This is a genomic window from Streptomyces sp. NPDC025793 (assembly GCF_055558375.1).
In genome coordinates this window covers 191,803-212,912 of record NZ_JBVHMR010000012.1, presented here as the reverse complement: position 1 = coordinate 212,912, position 21,110 = coordinate 191,803, and the positions used below count along the sequence as shown (strand labels likewise).

Here is a 21,110-nt window from a genome sequence, read left to right as displayed (position 1 = left end):
GTTCGGATTTCCTACTCACTGGTAGCCGGCCAAGGAGGCCTCCGCCATGCGCGACGCGGTGATCGTCGAAGCGGTACGCACCCCCATCGGCAAGGGCAAGCCGAACGGCTCCCTCGCGCACGTGCACCCCGTGCAGCTCCTCGCCCACACCCTGCGCACCCTGGTCGAGCGCTCCGGCGTCGACCCGGCGCTGATCGACGACGTCATCGGCGGCACCGTCGACCAGGTCGGCGAGCAGGCCATGAACACCACCCGGTACGCCGTCCTCGCGGCCGGGTTCCCCGAGTCCGTCCCGGCGACCACCGTGGACCGCCAGTGCGGCTCCTCCCAGCAGGCCGTGCACTTCGCCGCGCAGGGCGTCGTCTCCGGCGCCTACGACCTCGTGGTCGCCTGCGGGGTGGAGTCGATGAGCCGGGTGCCGATGTGGTCCAACGTGCCCGCCGGGAAAGACCCGTTCGGGCCGGGCGTCGCCGAGCGCTACCCCGAGGGCCTGGTCCCGCAGGGCGTCAGCGCGGAGCTGATCGCCGCCAAGTGGTCCCTCACGCGCGCGCAGATGGACGAGTTCGCCGTCTCCTCGCACCACAAGGCGGCGCGCGCCTGGGAGAACGGCCTCTTCGACGCCGAGGTCGCCCCGCTCGACGGAGTCAGCCGCGACGAGTGCGTACGCCCCGGCAGCACTCCGGAGATCCTCGCCGGTCTCAAGCCCGCCTACTACGACCCCGGTTTCGCCGAACGCTTCCCGCAGATCGAGTGGAACGTCACGGCGGGCAACGCCAGCCCGGTCAACGACGGCGCCTCCGCCGTCCTGATCACCTCCGGCGAGACGGCCGCCCGCCTCGGCCTGCGCCCGCTCGCCCGCCTCCGCAGCTTCGCCGTCACCGGCTCCGACCCGCTGCTGATGCTCACCGGTGTCGTCCCGGCCACCGAGAAGGTGCTGCGCAGGGCGGGGCTGACCATCGACGACATCGACCTCTTCGAGGTCAACGAGGCCTTCGCGAGCGTGGTGCTGGCCTGGCGGCAGGAGACCGGCGCCGACCTCGCCCGGGTCAACACGCACGGCGGCGCCATCGCCCTCGGACACCCCCTCGGCGCCAGCGGCACCCGGCTGACCACCACCCTGGTCCACGCCATGCGGGAGCGCGGCGCCCGCTACGCCCTGCAGACCATGTGCGAGGCGGGCGGACTCGCCAACGCCATGATCCTCGAAGGGGTCTGACCGCTATCGGCCGCGCCAGTGGTGCCGCTTGCGCCAGGCCACCACCGTGCCCAGCAGCGCCGGTACGGCGATGGAGGCCATCGCGATCAGGAAGGCGGGGGAGGTCGGTGCCGAGGCGTGGGCGCCGGCGACCGCGTAGGCGGCGGTGTTCGGGACCGACCCGACGGCTGTGGCCAGCAGGAACGGCCACCAGCCCATGCGGGAGACGGCCGCGCAGTAGTTCGCCGCCCAGAACGGCACCCCCGGGAACAGCCGCGCCGCAAGCATCGAGCGGAACCCGTGCCGGCTCAGCTGCCCGTCGGCCGCCCTCAGCCAGCGGCCCCGCAGCAGCGGACGCAGCGCGTCCTGACCGAGGAGCCGGCCGAGCCCGAAGGCCACACCGGCCCCGAGCACCGTGCCCGCCAGCGCCGTCGCCAGCCCCAGCGGGGAGCCGAACAGTGCCCCCGCCGCCAGGTTGAGCAACGGCCGCGGCACGAAAGCCACCGTGCACAGCCCGTACGCCGCCGCGAACGCCACGGCCGCCGCGGCGCCGCCGAGCTGCGGCGGCCAGCCCTGGGCCAGCAGCCGCTGCGGCTCGAAGACCAGGACCCCCGCACCGGCCCCGGCGAGCAGCGCGAGCAGCAGCGACAGCCGGGCGTACGGGGACAGCAGCGCGCGCGTGCAGCGCGCGGCGAGTCCGGGAGCGGCCGTCGCGGTGCCGGCGGGATCGGCGTCGAGCATCCGGTGACATTAACCGACGTACGCGGGTGATCGCCGCCACGGGTGGGTCCGGGCGCCCTCGGTGCCCGGACCCGGCGGTCACGCGCGCGTGCTCAGGCGGCGAGCGCGTGACCGGGGTGCAGAACCACCTTGGTGTAGCCCTCGATCCGCTGGTCGAACGTCTCGTACGCGAGCGGTGCCTGGTCCAGCGGCAGCTTGTGCGAGACCACGAAGCCGGGCTTGGCCCGCCCGGCGATGATCAGGTCGCGCAGCTGGCGGTTGTACCGCTCGACGTTGCACTGGCCGGTGCCCATCTGCCGGCCCTTCCCGCACATCTTCCCGATCGAGACCAGCAGTTGGCCGTGCTTGGCGTGCTCGTCGGGACCGGCCGGGTCCGAGGGCACGTACAGCCCCGGCACGCCGAGCGTGCCGGTGGGCCGGACCGTCTCGACCGGTTCGTTGAGGACGATCGCGGGTTCCTCGTGGCTGGCGTCGTGCGCCTGGGCCTGGTAGCCGACGGCGTCCACGCCCTTGTCGGTGCCCTCTCCGTTCGTCTGCTCCTTGATCTGCTGCGCCGGGTCGCCCTTGGTGACGTCGATGGGGATCGCCCCGATCTGCTCGGCCTTGGCGAGCCGCTCGGGCACCCGGTCGACCGAGAAGACCTTCGCCGCACCGCGCAGCGGCGCCGAGTACGCGGCCATCAGCCCCACCGGCCCGGCGCCGTAGACGGCCACGCTCTCGCCGGGCGACACCTGGGCGAGTTCGCAGCCGTGGTGGCCGGTCGGGAAGATGTCGGCGAGCAGCACGAAGTCGGTCTCGAACTCCTCGCCCGGCGGCAGCTTCAGACGGTTGAAGTCGGCGAACGGCACCCGCAGCAGCTCGGCCTGGCCGCCCTCGTACGGGCCCATCGCCACATAGCCGCAGGCCCCGCCGGTGAATCCGGGATTGACCGTCGGACAGAATCCGGTCTTCCCGGCGAGACAGTTCTTGCAGAATCCCCAGGCCACGTTGAACGGCATCACGACCCGGTCGCCCACGGACAGCGAGGTCACGCCGCCGCCGACCTCCTCGATGACGCCGAGGTTCTCGTGCCCGAAGACGATGCCCGACCGGGCGGCCGTGCGGCCCTCGTACATGTGCAGGTCCGAGCCGCATATGGCGGACGACGTGACCCGTACGAGGACATCGTTGGGTTGCTGGATCGAAGGATCCTGGACGTCCTTCACCCGCACGCTGAAAGGCCGTTCGTAGACGACGGCTTTCATCTGTGTCACCTCCGCGTCGAACGCCGGAGCATGGCCGGGCGTGCCCGCTTCACCGTCGGTACCTCCGGGGAGCGCCCGTACGAAACGGGGCGCAACCCCCGTATCGTTCGTACCATGACCGTCACCGGTGCGACCCCGCCGCGCGTGCCGCGCAGCGCGCTCGCCGACACCGTGCTGGCCCGGCTCACGCCCGCGTACGCGGCCGCCGGGGACCCCGGGCGGGCCGTCGCCATGCGGGACTACATGAAGGACGTGGCCCCCTTCCTCGGCATCCCGACCCCGGCCCGCCGCGCCCTGTCCCGCACCGTCCTCGCGGGTACGCCCCGCCCCGACGAGGCCGACTGCACCGCGATCGCCCTGCGCTGCTGGGCGCTGCCCGAGCGTGAGTACCACTACTTCGCCGTGGACTACCTGCGCCGGCACGCCGCCCGCTGCGGCTCCGGCTTCCTGCCGGTGACCCGGTACCTGGTGACGACCGTCCCCTGGTGGGACACCGTCGACCTGCTCGCCGCCCACGTCGTCGGCACGCTCGTCGCCGCGGATCCGGAACTCGCCGCAGACATGGACGCCTGGATCACCGACGGCGAGCTGTGGGTGGTCCGCACAGCTCTGCTGCACCAGCTGGCGTGGAAGGAACGCACCGACGCGGAGCGGCTGTTCGGCTACTGCCTGCTCCAGTCCGGGCACCCCGACTTCTTCGTCCGCAAGGCGATCGGCTGGGCCCTGCGCGCGTACGCCAAGACCGACCCCGGGGCCGTGCGGGCGTTCCTGGCGCGGGAGCGGGGCCGGTTCGCCCCGCTGAGCGTGCGGGAGGCGCTGAAGAACATCGGCGCCTGACGGCGTCCGGCACGGAAAACCATTCGACGCCGAACGGCTCCTCGGCGATGATCGACGACATGTTCCGGTACGCCTTCCTCCTCGCAGCATCCGCCGTCGCGGATGCGCCGAAGGCTGCCGTCCCGTATCTCGCGGCCGCTGTCGACGGCGCCCGAAGCTGACCCTCTCCGGACATTCCGGCGGACCCCGCAGGGGGAGGGTCGGCCGGTCCCCGGGGGTCCCGCATCTCTTCCCACGCCTGAGAGGCTTCGAGGTACAGCCATGTCCAAAACGGCCTACGTGCGCACCAAGCCGCACCTGAACATCGGCACCATGGGTCACGTCGACCACGGCAAGACCACCCTGACCGCCGCCATCACCAAGGTCCTCGCCGAGCGGGGCACCGGCACCTTCGTGCCCTTCGACCGCATCGACCGGGCCCCGGAGGAGGCGGCCCGCGGCATCACCATCAACATCGCGCACGTCGAGTACGAGACCGGCACCCGGCACTACGCCCACGTGGACATGCCGGGCCACGCCGACTACGTCAAGAACATGGTCACCGGCGCCGCGCAGCTCGACGGGGCGATCCTCGTCGTCTCCGCGCTCGACGGGATCATGCCGCAGACCGCCGAGCACGTGCTGCTCGCCCGCCAGGTGGGCGTCGACCACATCGTCGTCGCGCTGAACAAGGCGGACGGCGCCGCGGACGAGGAGCTGACCGACCTGGTCGAGCTGGAGGTGCGCGACCTGCTCACGGCGCAGGGCTACCCCGGGGACGCCGTACCCGTCGTGCGGGTCTCCGGGCTCCGGGCGCTGGAGGGCGACCCGCGCTGGACGGCGTCCATCGAGGCGCTGCTCGACGCGGTGGACACCTATGTGCCCATGCCCGAGCGGTACCTGGACGCGCCGTTCCTGCTGCCGGTGGAGAACGTGCTCACCATCACCGGCCGGGGCACGGTCGTCACCGGCGCGGTGGAGCGGGGCACGCTCCGGGTCGGTGACCGCGTGTCGGTGCTGGGCGCCGACGTCGAGACCGTCGTCACCGGGCTGGAGACCTTCGGCAAGCCCATGGCGGAGGCGCAGGCCGGGGACAACGTGGCGGTGCTGCTGCGGGGCGTGCCCCGGGACGCCGTCCGGCGCGGCCACGTCGTCGCGGCTCCCGGCAGCGTCGTGCCGGCCCGGCGGTTCTCGGCGCGGGTCTATCTGCTCTCGGGGCGCGAGGGCGGTCGTACGACACCGGTCGCGAGCGGGTACCGGCCGCAGTTCTACATCCGCACGGCGGACGTGGTCGGCGACGTCGACCTCGGCGCGGCGGGGGCGGCCCGGCCCGGCGAGACCGTGGAGATGACGGTCGAGCTGGGCCGCGAGGTGCCACTGGAGCCGGGGCTCGGGTTCGCCGTCCGTGAGGGCGGCCGGACCGTGGGCGCGGGAACGGTGACGGTTGTCCACAATGGATGAGTGAACGAATCGATACCCGTCTTCCGCACCACCGACCGCGGCACCGCCAAGCTCATGCCCGACGTCGACCGTGCGCGGGCCTGGCTGCTCACGGTCGACGGGGCGCCGCAGTCGTACGTCGATCTCGATGATCCCTCGTATCTGGAGTTCGAGTACGCGCGGCGCCTCGGGTATGTGCTCGACGTCGTGGCCGAGGCCGGGCGGGCGCTGGACGTGGCGCATCTCGGCGGGGGTGCGCTGACGTTGCCGCGGTACGTGGCGGCGACCCGGCCCGGCTCACGGCAGGACGTCGTCGAGGCGGACGCCGCCCTGCTGGAGCTGGTCGTCGAGCATCTGCCGCTGCCGGCGGGCTCGGGTGTCGAACTGCACGCGGCCGACGCCCGGGCCTGGCTGGAGGGCGCGCCGGACGATCACGCCGATGTGCTGATCGCCGACGTCTTCGGCGGCTCCCGGGTGCCGGCGCATCTCACCACGCGGGCCTACGCCCGCGAGGCCGAGCGGGTGCTGCGTCCCGGCGGGGTCTATCTGGCCAACCTCCCGGACTCCGCGCCGTTCGCCTTCCTCCGCTCCCAACTGGCCGCGTTCGCCGAGCTGTTCGAGGAGCTGCTGCTGATCGCCGAGCCGGGTGTGCTGCGCGGGCGGCGGTTCGGCAACGCCGTGCTGGTCGCCTCGCACCGGCCCCTCGACGTCGCCGCCCTGGCCCGGCGCACGGCGGCGGACGCCTTCCCGGCGCGAGTCGAACACGGGGCGGCGGTACGGGAGTTCATCGGCGGCGCGCGGCCGGTCGAGGACGCGGACGCCGTACCGTCACCCGAGCCCCCCGACGGGGCGTTCGGCATCGGCTGACGCGGGCGTGGAGTCGGCGACCGGCTGGGTGCGGCGGGTCAGCGTGCGCACGTCCCGGACCAGCAGCACCAGCGCGGTGACCAGGACGACCAGGACGGCACAGCCCCACAGGGCGGCCGCCCGGCCGAAGACGGACTCCGCCGGGCCCGCCAACGCAGTGGCGAGGGGCAGCAGCGCGACCGAACCGAACCAGTCGTACGCCGAGACCCGGGAGAGCTTGTCCTCGGGGATCTCCTGGTGCAGCGCGGTCATCCAGGAGACGGCGAACACCTCCACCGTCGTACCGGCGACGAACATCACCACGTACAGTGCGCCCACCGGCACCGGCACGGCCAGCGCGGCCGAGGGCAGGGCCAGGGGGAAGACGCAGAGCGTGCCGGCGAGCAGCAGCCGGCGGGGCTTCCAGCGGGTCATCAGCAGGGCGCCGGCCACCGTGCCCACGCCGAAGGACGCCAGCGCGAGGCCCCAGGGCCCGGCACCGCCCAGGCGGTCGCGGGCGACGAGCGGGCCGTAGACCGAATCGGCCGCGCCGACCACCGCGTTGGCGATGGAGAACTGCACGACGATCCCCCACAGCCAGGGCCGGCCGACGAACTCCCGCCAGCCCTCGCGGAGATCGGCCAGCATGCTCTCGCCCGGGGTGCGCGGCGGGATGTGGCCGACGTCGAGGAAGGAGCGCAGGGCGCCCGCGACGGCGAAGCCCGCCGCGTCGATCGCGAGCACCCAGCCGGGGCCGACGGCGGCGACCAGCACACCGCCGAGCGCGGCCCCGCCGAGGGCCGCGCCCTGCGTGGCCATGCGGAAGAAGGCGAACGCCCGGCCCGCCTGTTCGCCGTCCACGGAGGACATCAGCATGCCCTCGGCCGCCGGGCCGAAGAACGCCTGCCCGGTGCCGCCCAGCGCGGTGAGCAGCATCATCTGCCACAGTCTGGGCTCGCCGGTCAGCACGAGCAGGGCGAAGGCGCCCTGGGACAGGCAGTTGAGGGCGTTGGCGGCGACCATCACCCGGTGCCGGGGCACCCGGTCGGCGACGGCACCGCCGATGAGCAGGAACACCACCAGCGGCAGCGTGCGCGCGGCGGCCACCAGGCCCACGTCCCCGCCGTCGCCGCCCGACTCCAGCACGGCGAACGCGGCGGCGATGAGCGAGCCGTTCGCGCCGAGGCCGGTGATGACGGCCGCCGCGGTCAGCAGGGAGTAGTTGCGGCTCGCCCAGGTGGGTCTGTGGGGGTGGGCGGGGGAGCCGGAGATCTCGGTCACCGGTCGACTGTCCCTTCCCGCTCCGGGTTTGCCAAGCGAGTTTGCGGACGTCAGGAAGGGGTGGCCACCCTGCGGAAGGCGAGGGCGCTGATCGAGGGCGGGGGTCAAGTCCGGGGGTGGCGGGGCTTGTTACCGGCGAGTTCAAGAAACTTGTAAGATCCACTCCGACCCAAACACGCCCTATCTGGGGGAAACAACACATGACCAAGCGCCTTTCCGCCCTGGCCGTTTCCGTGGCCGTCGCCGGAGGCTTCCTTGTCACGTCGGTGCCCGCTCAGGCCGCCCCGGCCGGCCACGTGGTCTCGAAGGTCGCCATCACGTGCAACGAGAGCCGGATGCGCCAGCAGATAGCCGACCTCAAGCGCAAGGCCGCGCAGCTCAAGCAGTTGGGGGAGGACGCGGCGGCCAGGAAGGCGCTCAGCGACGCGGCCGCCCTCCAGCACCGGCTCGACCAGTGCATCGCGTCCGAGCGGGACGGGAGCAAGCCGTTCCCCGGCTGAGCATCCGGTTCGATGTGTGGCGCCGCCCGTCCCGTTTCACGGGTGGGCGGCGCCACACGCCTGTCAGGTCTGCCCACACTGCCGGTCCCGGCCCCCGTTTCCGGCGGGCCGGGACTGCCGGTCACTGCAGGGTCGGTTTGCCGTGCAGCCGTACCGTGCCGAGGATCTTCTGGACGGTCGCGTCGGACAGTTCGTCCTTGACGCCCTTGGCGCCGTAGAGCGTCCACGAGACGAAGTTGTCGACGGAGTTCTTGAAGGCGAACGTGATGGCCTTGCCGTCGGTGGCGCACTTGTTCTTCTTGGGCACACCGACGACGTACGACGTCGCGACGCTGCCCTTCAGCCCCGACGCCGTCGTGAAGGGCTTCGCCTCGCCGATCTTGAGATACTTCTTGTCGGCGTCCGACTGGTCCGTGTATCCGCCGAACGCGAAGGCGGCCGCGTCGCCGCGGGCGATGCTGGCCGTGTCCTTGCCGCCGTTCTCGCCCTTCGTGCCGCTGCCCGCGAGCGCGTAGAACTCCTTCGAGCCGTTGTCGTCGGTGGTGCAGTAGTCCTGCTTCAGGAACGAGGGCCCGGAGAAGCCGATGTATGCCGACCCGTCGCCCTTCTTCTTGTCCTCGAAGAAGCTGAAGATGCCGGGCCGTTCGACCTCCCAGTCGGCCGGTACGTCGAAAGCCGTGCCGTACTTGGGGTTCACCACGACCTTCCAGCCCGCGACGGTCGGCTTCTCCGTCTGGTTGCCGCGCGGGTCGCCGTCGTCCGAGGACGAGGTGGCCGTGGGGGCCTGCGTCGGCGACTGGCTCGTGTGCGCACCGCCCTTGCCGCCGCCCGCGGTGTCGTCCTTCTTGCCGTCCTTGCCGAGGACCAGGAATCCGGTCACGCCTGCGGCGACCACCACGGCCGCCGCCGCGATGATCGCGATCATCTTCGTACGGCCGCCGCCGCCCTGCGGAGGTGTCGCAACGGGCACGGTGGGCGGCTGCGGCTGCCCCCACTGCGGCTGCTGACCATACTGCCCGGCCTGCGGGTACTGCTGGTACCCGGGCTGCTGGTACGGGTTCGGCTGCTGGTAACCCGGCTGCTGGTACGGGTTCTGCTGCGGGTTCGGCGCGCCCCCTGGCGGCTGCTGATCTGGCCACATGGCCAGTAACTCTATGGGGCCAGGGACACGATTCGGTCACCGGCCCTCGTCAGGGCCGTAGCGAAGTGCGGGCGGGTACCGGTTCGTGCTGGCCAGTTTCGGCTACTCGTGAGTAACATGAGGTCCATGAGCGCAGACCAGATGTCGATCGGCGAGATGCTCGCCGCCACCGTGCCCATGGCCCGGACGCTGAACCTGGAGTTCCTGGAGACGAGCCGTGAGCGCGCCGTCGTGTCCCTGCCGGACCAGGACGCCTTCCACAACCACGTGGGCGGGCCCCACGCCGGGGCGATGTTCACGCTCGGAGAGTCGGCCAGCGGCGCCATCGTGCTGGCCGCCTTCGGGGACCAGCTCGCACGCGCGGTGCCGCTCGCGGTCCGCGCCGAGATCGCCTACAAGAAGCTGGCGATGGGCGCCGTCACCGCGACCGCGACCCTGGGCCGCCCGGCCGCCGAGGTCGTCGCCGAGCTGGACGCGGGGCAGCGCCCCGAGTTTCCCGTGGCGATCGAGATCCGGCGTGCGGACGGCGCCGTCACCAGTGAGATGACGGTGGTCTGGACACTGCGTCCCAACAAGCAGGACTGACCCGGCATTTCGTGACACCGGCACGAGGGCCCCGCCGGCGAGGCGTCGGGGGTTCCGGGCTGCCGCTGGCGGTGGGCGCGCCCGTGCAGAAGGGGTCGGCCGGCGCACCCCCTCCACGGCCGGGCAGCGCTCCGGTTCCCGTCCGGTGGGCGGACCGCCACCCCGCCACCGGCGCCGCCGCCCCGGACCGGCGGGCGGGCCGTTGACGGCTCAGGCGGCCCGGTGTTCCGCGCCGTCGCCGGTCGCGCCGTCCGCCAGGCCGGCCACGAACTCCCCGAGCCAGCGCCGGAATTCGGGCCCCAGGTCCGGCCGGTCGCAGGCCAGTCGGACCACCGTGCGCAGGTAGTCGGCCTTGTCGCCGGTGTCGTAGCGCAGCCCGTCGAAGACGACCCCGTGCACGGTGCCGCCCGTCGCGAGGTCCTGGAGGGCGTCGGTCAGCTGGATCTCGCCGCCGCGACCCGGCGGGGTGCGCTCCAGGACGTCGAACACCGCCGGGTCCAGCACGTACCGGCCGATGACCGCGTACCGGCTCGGCGCGGTTCCGGGTGCCGGCTTCTCCACCAGGCCGGTGACCCGTACGACACCCTCCTCGCCCGTCGCCTCGACCGCCGCGCAGCCGTAGAGGTGGATCTGCTCCGGATCGACCTCCATCAGCGCGACCACGCTGCCCTCGTGGCGCTCGCGCACGTCCAGCATGCGGCTCAGCAGGGTCTCGCGCGGGTCGATCAGATCGTCGCCGAGCAGGACCGCGAACGGCTCGCCCCCTACGTGGTGCCGGGCGCACAGCACCGCGTGGCCGAGACCGAGCGGGTCGCCCTGGCGGATGTGGTGGATGTCGGCGAGCCGGGCCGGATCGCGTACGGCGTCCAGACGCACGGTGTCGCCCTTGGCGGCAAGCGCCTGCTCCAGCTCGAAGGCGTTGTCGAAGTGGTCCTCGATGGCCCGCTTGTGCCGGCCGGTGACCATCAGGACGTCGTCGAGACCGGCAGCGGCGGCCTCCTCGACCACGTACTGGATGGCCGGCTTGTCGACGACCGGCAGCATCTCCTTCGGCATGGCCTTGGTCGCGGGCAGGAACCGGGTGCCGAGTCCCGCGGCCGGTACGACGGCCTTGCGCACGGCGCGGGGGGAATCGGGAGTCGCTGTGGAGTGGGGGGCGATCATGCGGCTCATGGTGGAGCGCGTGGATGAGAGTGCGCCCGGAGAAGCATGGGAACCGGCTGTGGACGCCGGAGAAGCCGTCGGAGTCGCCTGGAGGAGAACTGTCGGAGATCCCGCCGGGATGGGATACCGACGGTAACTCTTGTGGAATTCGCCGACTTTGAAGCCCAGTCAATCCATCTTCTTGTTTCCTGTGAGGCGCGTGTGCGAAGGTGAGCCTCCCCGCGGGAAGGGCAAAGGCCGGCGTCGAACGCCGAGACCGGCCCTGGTGGTACGCACCAATCAGGCACTGCTTTCCGACAGAACCGCATTTCGTACGCAGTTCTGCGGTGGGAAAGGAAATGGTTCCGTGCAGTCCCCTCACCCCCCACGCCCGCCGTACCCGCCCCTGCCCGGTCCGGGCGGAGCCTCCGACCGGGATCTCCTCGCCCGGCTGACCGGCCCGCACGTCGCCCGCCATCACGCCGTCGCGGTGCTCCTGGCCCGGCACTGGCGAGCCGCACGCGACTACGCCGTCGTCTGCCTCGCCTCCTTCGGCCCCGCCGCCCCGCTCGTCGCCACCGCCGCCTTCCACGACGTGCTCGGCCGCGCTGCGGGCGGCGCCGTCGGCGGGGCCCTGCGCCCGCACCTCCTGGTCGCCGTCCGCGACACCGTCCGCACCTGGGCCGCCGACGACGCGACCTGTATGACTCTGCCGGAATTGCGCAGACCCACCGGCGGCCGAGGGCTGCGTGCCGCGCAGCCCGGAACGCCGGAAAGGCGACGGCTCGCCGAACGCGCTTTCCGGGACCTTCCCGGCGCGTCGCAATGCCTTCTGTGGCACACCGAGGTGGAAGCGGAGCCGATAAACATACCCGCTGGTCTGCTGGGTATCGCTCCGGCCACCGCGACGGCCGCCCTGGAACGGGTCCGCGAGCAATTCCGTGCGGGCTGCGTACGTGCCCACAGAGAACTCGCACCGACGAAGGAATGCCGTTTCTACAACCGGCTCCTCGACGTCCCGATGCGCCGCGGCGGAGCCCTGCTGCCGGATGTGCGACACCATCTGACGGTCTGTCCGTACTGCCGGCATGCCGCCGACACCATCGGGCAGTTCGAGGGCGACCTGGGCCTGATGCTCGCCGAGACCGTGCTCGGCTGGGGCGCCCGCCGCTACCTCGGCTCACGCCCCGGACGCGGCGCCGCCGAGGAGTGGCCGACCGCATCCGCCCCGGACGCGGACCGGGCGGCATCCGGCGTCCGGCATCGCGCCGGCCCCGGGGGCCGCCGCCGAACCGCTCTGCTCGTCGGCGCCGGACTGACCTCGCTCGCCCTGCTCGCCACCGTCCTCGCGGTCAGAAGCTGGTCCGATGACAACGGTGTCCCTACCCCGGGCGCCACCTGGGGCGCCCCTGCCGGGCACACCGGCCCAGCGCGCGACAGCCGCCCCGGCGACGCGCCCTCCGCCGCGTCGGCCGCATCCGCCGAGTCCACCGGCTCGGTCGGCGGCTTGGGTGCCCCCGTCGAGGTCGCCCACGGCAATCTGCGCGCCCTCAACTCCGGGCGCTGCCTGGACGTGCGTGGGGGCGAAGTGCGCGGGGGCGACGTGGGCGAAGGCGGCGTCGGGCCGGGCGCGGAGGTACGGCTCGCCCCGTGCTCGGCCGCCGCCTCGCAACAGTGGTCGTACCAGGACGACGGACTGCTGCGCAGCGCCGCCGACCCGGCCCTGTGCCTGGCCGCCGACCCCGGAACGAAGAGCGTCGTGCTGTCCGGCTGCGTCGTGCACGCGGGAGACGTGGTCTACGACTTCACCGTGCGCGGCGAGATCCTGCTCCGCCGGGGCGGGGGACTCGCGCTGGCTTCGGGGGTGGACGGCTCGGCCGACGGGGTCGAGGTGGCGCGGCGGGACGGTTCGTCGGGGCAGCGGTGGGCGCTCGGACCCGGCGTGGGTGGGGCGGGGGCGAGTGAGGTGGCGCCCGGTGGCCCGGGAGTGCCGGACGGGGCAGGGCCGACGGGGGTACCGGGTGCGCCGGGCGTCGCCGGGCAGCCCGAGCCGCCGCCGGGGGACCCAGAAGTTCCCGGAGGGAACGGGCAGTTGAGATCGCCCGGGGGCGGGGACGGGGCCCGGAACGAGCGCGAGAACGAGAACGAGACCAGGATTGTTCAAGTCCGGGCCGGCGAGCAACGGCGCCGTACCGAGCCGGGGCCCCCAGGTGACGTGCTGCTCGCGATGGGCGGTGCCCTCCGGCGCGTACCCGGTCCGGTCACGGCGGTACCGGCGACGGTGCGCGAACTGCTCGGTGGATCGTGATCGAGTCACCGGCGTGAAGTCATGCAGAATTTACAGACTTCGCGTGACTGTCCCTGCGTGTTGCGCCCGGGTGAGTGCGCGGTGAAGCGGGCGGGCGGTTTGCCGGGGTTGGGGCGGTGTGGTGCGTGGGCCGGGGCGGTTCCGGGCCCACGCACGTGACGGAATTCGACGCGTTTTCTCCCCTTGCGGGGAATTCGATCGCATGGCCGAATCGGCGTCACGGCCCGCGAATTGGGCGCGACGTTATTGACCCCTCAGTAACACCTCGCTAGGTTCCGGTGCCCTCGCACCAGAGAGTTCCGCCGCACACCCCCCACCGTGCTGTCTCGCCGACCGTGCCGGAGCAACATGACCTCCCCTGTGCGCGCCCACGACCTGATCCTGTGCCTCACCCCGTTCGGCGAGCCCGACGCCGGGCTCGCCGCGGCCGCCAGCGCCGCCGGCGGGCTCGGCATCCTCGACCTCGGCTCCGGCGATCGAAGATCACGAGAGGAACTGTCCCGGCTGAAGCGGGCGTCTCCGGGGGCCTTCGGAGTACGCGTGAGCGGGCGCTGCGCGCTGGCTCCGGCCGACGTCGGGGACGCCCCGGACGTGTTCGTCCTCACCTCGGACGCGCCGTGGACGATGGCTGAACTCCCGCCGTCGTACCGGGTGTTGGCCGAGGTCACCGACCTCGGTCAGGCTCACACCGCGGTTCGTTCCGGTGCCCAGGGACTGATCGCCCGGGGCGGCGAGAGCGGCGGCCGGGTCGGTGACCTGAGCACCTTCGTCCTGCTGCAACAGCTCTTGTCCGACGGCGAGTTGGCGGGAGTCCCGGTCTGGGCCTGCGGCGGTGTCGGACCGCGAACGGCGGCGGCCGCCGTGGCCGGCGGGGCGGCCGGTGTCGTCCTCGACAGCCAACTGGCCCTGCTGCCCGAGTCGGGCCTGCCCGAGACGGTCCGGGCCGCGCTGCGGAACCTGGACGGCTCGGAGACCGTGCTGCTGGGCGGTCACCGGGTACTGCGGCGCCGCGGCCTCGCCGCCCCGTGGCCACCGGCCGACGACCCGGAGGAGATCGCGGCCCTGCTGGGCGTGGACGACACGCGCGGCCAGCTGCTGCCGGTGGGCCAGGACGGCTTCCTCGCAGCCCGGTTCGCCGATCAGTGGGGTGACGTTCGGCGGGTGGTACGGGAACTGTCGGCGGCGATCCACGACGCGACGCGTACGGCACCCGATGCCCCGGTCGACAAGGGGTCCGGCGCTCCGGCCGATGCGAAAACCCCCGCCTCACTCGATACGGGATCTCCCGCCCCGGCCGTTACGGCACCCCACCCTCCGGTCGCCGGGGGATCCCTCGCTCCGGCCGCTTCAGGAACTTCCGCCTCGGCCGCCACGGCACCTCACGCCCCGGCCGACATGGGAACCTCCGCCTTGGCCGATCCGGGAACCTCCACCCAGCTCGTCACGGCACCCCACGTCCTGGCCGACACGCGAACCCCCGCCCCGGCCGTTACGGCACCCCACCCTCCGGTCGCTTCAGGAGCCTGCGCCTCGGCCGCTACGGCACCTCGCGCCCCGGTCGCCGGGGGATCCCTCGCTCCGGCCGCTTCAGGAACTTCCGCCTCGGCCGCCACGGCACCTCACGCCCGGCTCCTCCCGGGACCCCCCGCCCCGGCACCCCCCGCCCCAGCCGTTACGCGAACCTCCGCCCCACCCGACACACCACCCACCCCGCCCCACACCCGACCCCCCGCCCCAGCCGACGCCGCACCGGCCGTCGCCCTGCGGCCCGGGTCTGCCATGAGTCGGGCGCTCGGGACGCGGTTGCCGTTGGCTCAGGGGCCCATGACACGGGTCAGTGACCAGGCCGGTTTCGCCGCCGCCGTTGCCGAGGGCGGTGCGCTGCCGTTCCTGGCGTTGGCCCTCGCGGACGGTGCGCGGACCCGGGCGATGCTGACCGAGGCGCGGGCCGTGCTGGACGGCCGGCCCTGGGGTGTGGGTGTTCTCGGTTTCGCGCCGGAGGAGATCAGGAACGCCCAGCTGGACGCCGTACGGGAGCTGCGGCCCACGCACGCGGTCATCGCGGGCGGCCGCCCCGCCCAGGCCGAGGTGCTGGAGCGGGCCGGGATCCGGACCTTCCTGCACGTGCCCTCGCCGGGGCTGCTGCGGCAGTTCCTGGAGGCAGGGGCCCGCAGGTTCGTGTTCGAGGGGGCCGAGTGCGGCGGGCATGTGGGGCCCCGGGCGTCGTTCCCGCTGTGGGAGGCCCAACTCGGCGTACTCGATGAGTACGTGGCGAGTGCAGGTGAGGAGGCCGCCCGGCAGGTGGAGGTCTTCTTCGCGGGCGGGATCCACGACGAGCGGTCGGCCGCGATGGTCGCCGCCCTGGCCGCGCCGCTCACCGCCCGGGGCGCCGCCGTCGGCCTCCTCATGGGCACCGCCTACCTGTTCACGCAGGAGGCGGTGGCACACGGCGCGATCCGGCCCCTGTTCCAGCGGCAGGTGCTCTGCGCCACCACGACCGCCCTGCTCCGGACCGCGCCCGGCCACGCGACCCGCTGTGTGCCGAGCCCCTTCACCGGCGACTACCCGGACCGGGAGGCCGCCCTGCGGGCGCAGGGGCTGACCGACCGCGAGGTCTGGGAGGGACTGGAACGTCTCAACGTCGGCCGGCTGCGCATCGCCAGCAAGGGTGTCGAGCGGCGCACCGACGGGCAGTTGGCGGCCGTCGACGAGCAACGGCAGCTGACCGACGGGATGTTCATGGCGGGCGAGGTCGCCGTCCTGCGCTCGGCGACCACCACCGTCGCCGAGCTGCACCGGTCGGTGACCGACGGCGCCGCCGACTTCCTGACCCGGCGCGCCGGGCACCCGGATCCGCGGGCCGCGCAGGAGCCGGCCCCGCCCGCCCCGCTCGACATCGCGATCGTCGGCATGGCCTGCATGTTCCCGCAGGCCCCCGACCTCGCCTCCTTCTGGGCCAACGTCGTCGCCGGACACGACGCCGTCACCGAGGTTCCGCCCGACCGCTGGGACCCCGCCGTGCACCACGCGGCCGGCAGCACGGCGTCGAAGTGGGGCGGCTTCCTGCCCCGTATCCCCTTCGACCCGCTGAGCTACGGCATCCCGCCCGCCTCCCTCGGCAGCATCGAACCCGTCCAGCTGCTGTCCCTGGAGGCGGCCCGCCGGGCGCTGGAGGACGCCGGGTACGGCGAGCGGGGGCGGGCGTTCGACCGCGCGCGGACCTCGGTCGTCTTCGGCGCCGAGGCGGGCAGCGACCTGTCCAACGCCGTCACCCTGCGCGCCGTCCTGCCCGCGTACTACGGCCGGGTCCCCGACGGCATCGAGGAGCAGTTGCCCCGGCTGACCGAGGACTCCTTCCCCGGCATGCTGGCCAACGTCATCTCCGGCCGGATCGCCAACCGCCTCGACCTCGGCGGCGCCAACTTCACCGTCGACGCCGCCTGCGCCTCCTCGCTCGCCGCCCTCGACGTGGCCTGCAAGGAACTCGTCTCCGGCACCAGCGACCTGGTGCTGTGCGGCGGCGCGGACCTGCACAACGGCATCAACGACTACGTCCTGTTCTCCTCCGTCCACGCGCTCTCCCCGACCGGCCGCTCCCGGGCCTTCGACGCCTCGGCCGACGGCATCGCCCTCGGTGAGGGCGCGGCCTGCCTGGTCCTCAAGCGGCTCGCGGACGCCGAACGCGCCGGCGACCGGATCTACGGCGTGGTCAAGGGCCTCGGCTCCGCCAGCGACGGCCGCTCCCTCGGCCTGACCGCACCCCGGCCCGAAGGCCAGCGGACCGCCCTGGAGCGGGCCTACCGCAACGCGGGCGTCTCACCGGCGGACGTCGGCCTGGTCGAGGCGCACGGCACGGGGACCGTCGTGGGCGACCGCACCGAACTCATCGTGCTGAGCGAGGTGTTCGCCGAAGCCGGTGCGGGCACGGGCAGTTGCGCGCTCGGCTCGGTCAAGTCCCAGATCGGGCACACCAAGTGCGCCGCCGGACTCGCCGGGCTGATCAAGGCCGCCCTCGCCCTCCACACCGGCATCACCCCGCCCACCCTGCACCTGGAGCGGCCCAACCCGGCCTGGACGCAGGACGACAGCCCCTTCGTCTTCCACACCCGGGCCCGCCCCTGGACGGAGCCGCCCGCGCGGCGCGTCGCCGGGGTCAGCGCGTTCGGGTTCGGCGGCACCAACTTCCACGCGGTGCTGGCCGCGCACGCCGACGCCGCGGCGCCTGCGCAGAGCCTGGACGCCTGGCCGTGCGAGCTGTTCCTGTTCCGGGGCCGGGACACGGCGGCGGCCCACCGCACGGTGGCGGAGATCCTCCGCGCCGCCGAGGCCGACGGCCGGCCCTGGCGGCTGCGGGACCTCGCCCTCGCCGCCGCCCGGCGCGCCGACACCACGCACGAACCGGTACGGGCCGCGGTCGTGGCCCGGGACGTCGACGACCTGACCGGGCAACTGCGGCGGGTCCTCGCCGGCGAGCACGATCCGGCCGCCGGGATCCACGTGGCGCCCCCGTCGCAGGGCACCGACCCGCACGAGGGCCCGGACGCGCTCGACGGCCAGGTCGCGTTCCTCTTCCCCGGGCAGGGCAGCCAGCGCACCGGCATGCTGGCCGAACTCCTCGTCACCCTCCCCGAGTTGCGTCACTTCCTGCACGTCGGCCGCGCCCACGCCGACACCGTCCACCCGCCGGCCGCCTTCGACGACACCGCCCGGGAGCGGCACCGGGCCGCCCTCACCGACACCCGGGCCGCGCAGCCCGCCCTCGGCATCGCGGGTCTCGCCGCCCACGCCTTCCTCATCTGTGCGAACGTCCAACCCGACCAGGCCGCCGGCCACAGCTACGGCGAGCTGGCCGCCCTCGCCGCGGCCGGCGCCCTCGACCCGGAGACCTTGCTGGAACTGAGCGGCGAACGCGCAGCCGCGATCCTGGCGGCGGCCGGTGACGACCCCGGCACCATGGCCGCCGTCGGCGCCGGGGCCGAGACCGTCGGTGCCGCCCTGCGCACCTCGGGGGCGCCTGCGTCGGTCGTCGTGGCCAACGCCAACTCTCCGGAGCAGACGGTGATTTCGGGACCGACGCCGGACGTCGAGACCGCCGTACGACTGCTGCGAGCGGCTGGGCTCGGGGCCCGGCGCATCCCCGTGGCCTGCGCCTTCCACAGCCCGCTCGTGGCCGCGGCGGGCGAGCGCTTCGCGAAGGTGCTCGCGGAAAAGCCGGTACGGGCGCCCGAGTTCCCCGTCTTCGCCAACCGCACCGCCGCGCCCTACCCCGCCGACCCCGACGCGGTGCGCGCCGAGCTCGCCGCCCAGATCGGTTCCCCGGTCGACTTCGCCGCCCAGATCGAGGCGATGTACGAGGCGGGCGCGCGGCTCTTCGTCGAGGCGGGGCCCGGCACCGTGCTCACCCGGCTGGTCGGCCAGATCCTCGGCGACCGGCCGCACCGCACGGTCGCCTGCGAACCGACGGCCGACAGCGGCCTGCGCGGCTGGCTCGACGCACTCGCCCGGCTCGCCGTCGCCGGCCGGCCGGTGCGCACGGCCTGGCTGCTGCGGGGCCGCGACGCCGTCGACGCGCTGCGCGCCCCGGCGCCGAAACGGCCCGGCTGGACGGTCGACGGGCACCTCGTCCGCACCGCCGACGGAGCCCTCCTGCCCGGTGCCCTCGCACCGGCCCGACGAGTCGTGGAGACGACCGTGACCACCGACCAGCCGCATGCCACCCCGGCCGACCGGGACGCGTTGATCTCGGAGTTCCTGCGCACCAGCCGGGAGATGATCGCCGCCCAGCGCGATGTGCTGCTCACCTACTTCGGAGCCACGCCCGGCGCCACCCCACAGACGCCCGCCCGGCCCGCACCGCCCGCGCTGTCCGCACAGCCGGCCCTGTCCGCACAGCCGGCCCTGTCCGTTCCGCCGGTCCAGCACGAGAGCCACGAACTTCCCTCGGCCAAGGGGCAGTTGATACCGGAGTCGGCCGATGGCGTGCCGACGGACGACGTGGCCCGGATCGTCCTGGAGATCATCAGCGAACGTACCGGCTATCCCGTCGACATGATCGAACCCGACCTCGATCTGGAGGCGGACCTGAGCATCGACTCCATCAAGCGGGCCGAGATAGCGGGCGAACTCGCCAAGCGCCTGGGCATCGCGGGCGGCGCCGCCGTCCTGGACGACGCCGAACTGGAGGAACTCGCGAAGGCACGTACGGCGGCGGCGGTGACGGGGTGGCTGACGGCACGGGCCGGAGCGGGCCCCGGGGACGATGGCGGGGGCGGGGGTGAGCCGGTCGGGAACCGGCCGGACACGTCGTACTCCGGTGTGCCGACCCCGGACACCCCGCGCGCGGAGCACACGTCGGCCGCGGCCGTGCCACCGGTCCCGGAAACGCCTCTGGCCGCCGGTGTACCACCCCGGCGCTGTGAGCTGCGGCCCGTGCCCCTCCCGGAGGCCGGCCCGGCGGGCCTCGACCCGGCCGGCCGGCGGTTCGTCCTGCTCGGCGGCGGCGAAGCGGTGGCGGCCGAGGTCGCGGCGCGGCTCGCCGGGGCCGGAGCCGAGCCGGTGGCCCTCGACGGCGGTCGCCTCCTCGCCGCCGCCGACGGTCCCGTCGACGGTGTCGTGTACCTGGGCGCGCTGCCCGGCCCCGAGCTCCCGGCGCTGCCGGACGCCTTCCCGGCGCTCCGGGCGGCGCTGGCGTGCGGCCCGCGCGCGCTGCTCGCCGTGCGGTCCGCCGAGCGGGCGGCGGTGCGGGCGGCCGGGCTGGACGGGCTGTTCCGCACCATCGGCCGCGAGTACCCCGACCTGCTCACCAGGGTCGTGGCCGTACCGGACACCGCACCGGCGGCCGTCGCCGACGCCGTGCTCGCCGAACTGCGCGCCCCCAAGACCGCCGCCCCCGTCGTCCTGCGTACGGCGGCCGGTGCCCGCCAGGGTCTGGAACTCGTGCCCGCGCCCCTCGGACTGCTCGGCACGACCGGGGCCGGGCCCGCCGCCGACGGCGCCGCCGAGGCGGCCGCGCTCGGGCTCGACCGGGACTCCGTCGTCCTGCTGGCCGGGGGCGCCCGGGGCATCACCGCCCGGTTCGCGGCCACACTCGCCCGTGCCTGCCGCTGCCGCGTCGAACTGCTGGGCCGCACCCCCGCGCCCACCGCACCCGAGGACCCGCGCACCGCCGCCGCCCGCACCCCTGTCGAGCTGCGGGCGGCGCTCGCCGCCGGACCCGGGGCGCCGAAGCCCGCCGAGATCAACAGGACCGCCGAACTGCTCCTCGCCCAGCGGGAGATCGCCACCACCCTCGCCGAACTCGGCGCACTCGGCAGCGAGGCACGATACCGCGCGGTCGACTTCCGCGAGCGGGACGCCGTCCTCCAGGCGGTCAAGGAGATCCACGCCGAACACGGCAGACTCGACGGCGTCGTCTTCGCCGCCGGGATCATCGAGGACCGGCTGATCGCCGACAAGACCCCCGAGTCCTTCCAGCGGGTCTACGGCACGAAGACGGCCGGGGCCGCCGCGCTGTTCGCCGCTCTGGACGACCTGCCCGCCGCACCGGCGTTCACGGTGCTGTTCGGCAGCATCGCCGCCGTGCTCGGCAACCGCGGCCAGGCCGACTACGCCGCCGCCAACGACGCGCTGGAGGCGCTCGGCGCGGACTGGGCCGACCGCACCGGCAACCGCGCGCTGACCGTCCACTGGGGACCCTGGGCGCCGTCCGGCACGCACACCGGGATGGTCGGGGCGGAACTCGGCCGGGAGTACGCCCGGCGAGGGGTCGAACTGATCGACCCGGACGAGGGCACGGCGGCCCTGCTCCGGGAACTCGCCTGGGGCGATCCGGCGGCCCGTGCCGTCGTCCACACCGCGTCGGGCTGGTGAC

At 73.8% G+C, this 21,110-nt stretch carries 13 protein-coding genes; 8 read left to right on the top strand and 5 right to left on the bottom strand.

Annotated elements, in window-relative coordinates; translation table 11 throughout:
• Positions 1-46 precede the first annotated feature (46 nt).
• Positions 47-1,216, top strand: a complete 1,170-nt coding sequence (locus ACZ4MF_RS23685) for a thiolase family protein (protein ID WP_467493908.1) — start codon at positions 47-49, stop codon at positions 1,214-1,216.
• Positions 1,217-1,219: 3 nt separating this feature from the next.
• Here ACZ4MF_RS23685 and ACZ4MF_RS23680 read toward each other — a convergent pair whose 3' ends face one another.
• Positions 1,220-1,936, bottom strand: a complete 717-nt coding sequence (locus ACZ4MF_RS23680) for a TVP38/TMEM64 family protein (RefSeq protein WP_467493907.1) — start codon at positions 1,934-1,936, stop codon at positions 1,220-1,222.
• Positions 1,937-2,028: 92 nt separating this feature from the next.
• The gene (locus ACZ4MF_RS23675) at positions 2,029-3,180 is read right to left on the bottom strand and encodes a glutathione-independent formaldehyde dehydrogenase (protein WP_467493906.1); all 1,152 of its coding nucleotides are present in this window, start codon (positions 3,178-3,180) and stop codon (positions 2,029-2,031) included.
• Positions 3,181-3,294: 114 nt separating this feature from the next.
• Between ACZ4MF_RS23675 and ACZ4MF_RS23670 the strand changes: the two genes are divergently transcribed.
• From ACZ4MF_RS23670 to ACZ4MF_RS23660, 3 genes are all read left to right on the top strand, one after another.
• Entirely contained in the window at positions 3,295-4,017 is a 723-nt protein-coding gene (locus ACZ4MF_RS23670) for a DNA alkylation repair protein (RefSeq protein ID WP_467493905.1), read from the top strand.
• Between the two features lie 261 nt (positions 4,018-4,278).
• Complete coding sequence (gene tuf, locus ACZ4MF_RS23665; RefSeq protein ID WP_467493904.1) at positions 4,279-5,457, top strand: elongation factor Tu; 1,179 nt, start codon at positions 4,279-4,281, stop codon at positions 5,455-5,457.
• Positions 5,458-6,303, top strand: a complete 846-nt coding sequence (locus tag ACZ4MF_RS23660) for a spermidine synthase (protein WP_467493903.1) — start codon at positions 5,458-5,460, stop codon at positions 6,301-6,303.
• Here ACZ4MF_RS23660 and ACZ4MF_RS23655 read toward each other — a convergent pair.
• Positions 6,265-7,563, bottom strand: a complete 1,299-nt coding sequence (locus ACZ4MF_RS23655) for an MFS transporter (protein ID WP_467493902.1) — start codon at positions 7,561-7,563, stop codon at positions 6,265-6,267. The two genes, ACZ4MF_RS23660 and ACZ4MF_RS23655, sit on opposite strands and share 39 nt — an antisense overlap.
• A 200-nt stretch (positions 7,564-7,763) precedes the next feature.
• Here ACZ4MF_RS23655 and ACZ4MF_RS23650 point away from each other — a divergent pair, with 200 nt between their 5' ends.
• Complete coding sequence (locus tag ACZ4MF_RS23650) at positions 7,764-8,063, top strand: hypothetical protein (RefSeq protein WP_356030025.1); 300 nt, start codon at positions 7,764-7,766, stop codon at positions 8,061-8,063.
• 121 nt (positions 8,064-8,184) lie between these two features.
• On the opposite strand, the gene ACZ4MF_RS23645 is transcribed toward ACZ4MF_RS23650, so the two are convergent.
• Positions 8,185-9,204: a DUF8017 domain-containing protein gene (locus ACZ4MF_RS23645; RefSeq protein WP_467493901.1), complete on the bottom strand. Its 1,020-nt coding sequence runs from the start codon at positions 9,202-9,204 to the stop codon at positions 8,185-8,187.
• 126 nt (positions 9,205-9,330) lie between these two features.
• Between ACZ4MF_RS23645 and ACZ4MF_RS23640 the strand changes: the two genes are divergently transcribed.
• The gene (locus tag ACZ4MF_RS23640) at positions 9,331-9,789 is read left to right on the top strand and encodes a DUF4442 domain-containing protein (RefSeq protein WP_356030028.1); all 459 of its coding nucleotides are present in this window, start codon (positions 9,331-9,333) and stop codon (positions 9,787-9,789) included.
• Positions 9,790-9,999: 210 nt separating this feature from the next.
• Here the strand turns inward: ACZ4MF_RS23640 and galU are convergent, their stop codons facing one another.
• The gene (galU, locus tag ACZ4MF_RS23635; RefSeq protein ID WP_467493900.1) at positions 10,000-10,953 is read right to left on the bottom strand and encodes a UTP--glucose-1-phosphate uridylyltransferase GalU; all 954 of its coding nucleotides are present in this window, start codon (positions 10,951-10,953) and stop codon (positions 10,000-10,002) included.
• Positions 10,954-11,299: 346 nt separating this feature from the next.
• Between galU and ACZ4MF_RS23630 the strand changes: the two genes are divergently transcribed.
• Both ACZ4MF_RS23630 and ACZ4MF_RS23625 read left to right on the top strand, forming a co-directional pair.
• Positions 11,300-13,240, top strand: coding sequence for a ricin-type beta-trefoil lectin domain protein (locus ACZ4MF_RS23630; protein WP_467493899.1), 1,941 nt, complete (start codon positions 11,300-11,302; stop codon positions 13,238-13,240).
• A gap of 348 nt (positions 13,241-13,588) precedes the next feature.
• Positions 13,589-21,109 (top strand): SDR family NAD(P)-dependent oxidoreductase, encoded by a 7,521-nt coding sequence (locus ACZ4MF_RS23625; RefSeq protein ID WP_467493898.1) that lies wholly within the window; start codon positions 13,589-13,591, stop codon positions 21,107-21,109.
• The last annotated feature ends 1 nt before the right edge of the window (position 21,110 follow it).

Bases quoted from the DNA above. Each gene is read 5' to 3' on its own strand.
- ACZ4MF_RS23685 (WP_467493908.1), top strand. From the start codon at position 47: ATGCGCGACGCGGTGATCGTCGAAGCGGTACGCACCCCCATCGGCAAG.
- ACZ4MF_RS23680 (WP_467493907.1), bottom strand. From the start codon at position 1,936: ATGCTCGACGCCGATCCCGCCGGCACCGCGACGGCCGCTCCCGGACTC.
- ACZ4MF_RS23675 (WP_467493906.1), bottom strand. From the start codon at position 3,180: ATGAAAGCCGTCGTCTACGAACGGCCTTTCAGCGTGCGGGTGAAGGAC.
- ACZ4MF_RS23670 (WP_467493905.1), top strand. From the start codon at position 3,295: ATGACCGTCACCGGTGCGACCCCGCCGCGCGTGCCGCGCAGCGCGCTC.
- tuf (WP_467493904.1), top strand. From the start codon at position 4,279: ATGTCCAAAACGGCCTACGTGCGCACCAAGCCGCACCTGAACATCGGC.
- ACZ4MF_RS23650 (WP_356030025.1), top strand. From the start codon at position 7,764: ATGACCAAGCGCCTTTCCGCCCTGGCCGTTTCCGTGGCCGTCGCCGGA.
- ACZ4MF_RS23645 (WP_467493901.1), bottom strand. From the start codon at position 9,204: ATGTGGCCAGATCAGCAGCCGCCAGGGGGCGCGCCGAACCCGCAGCAG.
- ACZ4MF_RS23640 (WP_356030028.1), top strand. From the start codon at position 9,331: ATGAGCGCAGACCAGATGTCGATCGGCGAGATGCTCGCCGCCACCGTG.
- galU (WP_467493900.1), bottom strand. From the start codon at position 10,953: ATGATCGCCCCCCACTCCACAGCGACTCCCGATTCCCCCCGCGCCGTG.
- ACZ4MF_RS23625 (WP_467493898.1), top strand. From the start codon at position 13,589: ATGACCTCCCCTGTGCGCGCCCACGACCTGATCCTGTGCCTCACCCCG.